The organism is Kitasatospora sp. NPDC054768 (assembly GCF_053612025.1).
The window spans coordinates 1-2,489 of record NZ_JBSHBN010000326.1 but is presented as its reverse complement, the minus strand read 5'-3'; the positions used below and the strand labels follow the sequence as shown (position 1 = coordinate 2,489).

Here is a 2,489-nt window from a genome sequence, read left to right as displayed (position 1 = left end):
TCTACCACACCCCACCCCCGAACTACTTCGCCCTCTATTCAGACTTCAACCAGAGTGGAATGCAGTGGGTGTTCAAGGACACCGAAGGCCTCACCCGCCTCGATGACCCCGTCACAAACGCCGCGGGCGCCATCTCCAGCGCCAGCAACCAAACCCAATACACCATCGAGCTATTCCAGAACAACAACGGCACCGGCGCCAGCCAACTCGTCTACCCCACCATCACCACCGACATTACCACCACCGGCCTCGAGGATCACATCACCTCTGTCAACCTCTATCATGGCCCGCCCGCCAACTACTTCTGCCTCTACCAAGGCAGTTGGAGTGGCACGCAATGGGTCTTCAAGGACACCGCAGGGCTTACCAACCTCACCGATCTACAGTATGGCGGCGCCTCCAGCGCGATCACCTTCAACAACCGGACCCAGTACACCCTGGAATTGTTCCAGAACACCGACGGCACCGGCACCAGCCAACTCGCCTACCCCATCGCCAAGAACCTTATGGCCACCCCCGGCCTGCAAGGAAACCTCAAGTCCGTTAACGTCTACCACGGACCACCCAACAATTACTTCGCCCTCTACGAAAATCAGTTCAACACCGGCAGGCAATGGGTACTCAAAGACACCGCAGGCCTCATCAACCTCGCCGGCTCACAGTACGGCGACGCATCCAGCGTGATCTCCTCCGCCAGCAACCAGACCATATACACCCTGGAACTCTTCCAGAACACCGACGGCACAGGCACCAGCCAACTCGTCTACCCCAACACCACCGTCAACACCGACGCAATCGCCGACAGAATCACTTCCGTCAACGTCTACCACGGACCACCCACCAACTACTTCTGCCTCTACCAGGAATGGTACGAGTACGGGCGGCAATGGGTATTCAAGGACACCGCTGGTCTCACCAACTTCACCAACACCGCCGTCTTCGGTGACCTCTCCCACGTGATCTCCTGCGTCAAAAATCAGACCCAATACACACTGGAAATCTTCCGGAACAGCAACGGCACGGGCACCAGCCAACTCATCTACCCCACCACCACCATCAACGTCGCCTCAGCCCTCAACGAGGTCGTCACCTCCGTTAATGTCTACCACGGACCACCCAACAACTACTTCTGCCTCTACGAAGCCAACGCCCAGGGCATGAGGCAATGGGCCTTCAAGGACACCGCAGGCCTCACCGACCTCACCAACACAGGTATTTTCAACAACGCCTCCAGCGTAATCTCCTCCGTCAACAACCTAACCCTGTACACCCTGGAACTGTTCCAAAACGCCAACGGCTCCGGCACCAGCCAACTCGTCTACCCCAACACCACTCCCAACGTCACCACATCCGGCCTCAACGACACCGTCAAATCCGTCAACCTCTACCACGGACCACCCAACAACTACTTCTGCCTCTACCAAGACAACGTCAGCGATTCCAGCAGGCAATGGGTATTCAGAAGCAACCCCGGCCACATCGACCTCACCAACACCGCCGTCTACGGCACCGCCGCAAGCGTTCTCTCCGCAGCCCTCAACAAGAGCCCAAACCCCATCGAACTATTCGACCAGGCCAGCCAAAACGGGAACATTCAACTCGTCCCTCCAAGTTCACAAGTGGATGGATTCATCAATAATCTCAACGATAAAATCAAATCATTCACCGTATATCAACCAAGCGGCTTCCCGACGCCCTGCATGCTTGTCGCCAAACATAGCGGTAAATGCATCGACGTCCAGCAGTTTTCCACGACTCCCAATACCACGGTCTGGCAGTATCAAGTCAACAACACCGCCAATCAGCAATGGATCATTGTAAACTCTGGCGGTGGCGTCTATCGAATCTATAGCGTCAATTCACTACTCTGCCTAGGGCCCCAGAACGGCGCAGGCGGGAGCAGCGTGCCGATCGCCCAACTAACACCGACAACCGCCGGCTACCTGTATTGGCACGTAGTAGACCAAGGGGGAGGCTACTACCGGCTTTGGAACTACGACAATGGTTACTCGATTGACGTCTCCGGCTCATCCACCGCCAACCAGGCCGCCATCATTCAATACGGAAACACCGGGGGGGACAATCAGCGATTTAGCATGAGGGCCACCACAGCGGCTGCCAAAAATACTGGCGCCGCCCAAAATGGCACTGATCCAAACTCGGATAGGGAAGATAACTCCAAAGAAAACACTGAACTTGGAGGATCACTTCCCCGAGGTTACAGGGCTGAAAGTTAGCCGTAGGGCGGGCGGAAGGCGAGAGGAGGCACTGTCTCATCAAAAGACGGGAAGCTGCTACTGAAACTGTCAAGTGATCTGATTACAGATCTATCGGAAGGGCAATGCATAATGGGGATTCCAGTGCCTCCAATTGATCCGCGCGGCATGGAGGATCTAGCCTCCGCGTTTCACGTCGGGCTGGGACCGGATCGTGGGCGGGAATGCGAAAGTGCCTTCTGAACTGGGACGATGAGGCTTGTCTAAGGTCTC

Annotated in this window: 1 protein-coding gene; it reads left to right on the top strand. The window is 56.2% G+C overall.

Features of this window, described 5'->3' with window-relative positions; genetic code table 11:
* Nucleotides 1–2,237 (top strand): RICIN domain-containing protein (locus ACWGKU_RS40855; protein WP_401055211.1); only part of this gene is annotated, 2,237 nt, incomplete at its 5' end.
* Nucleotides 2,238–2,489: the final 252 nt, after the last annotated feature.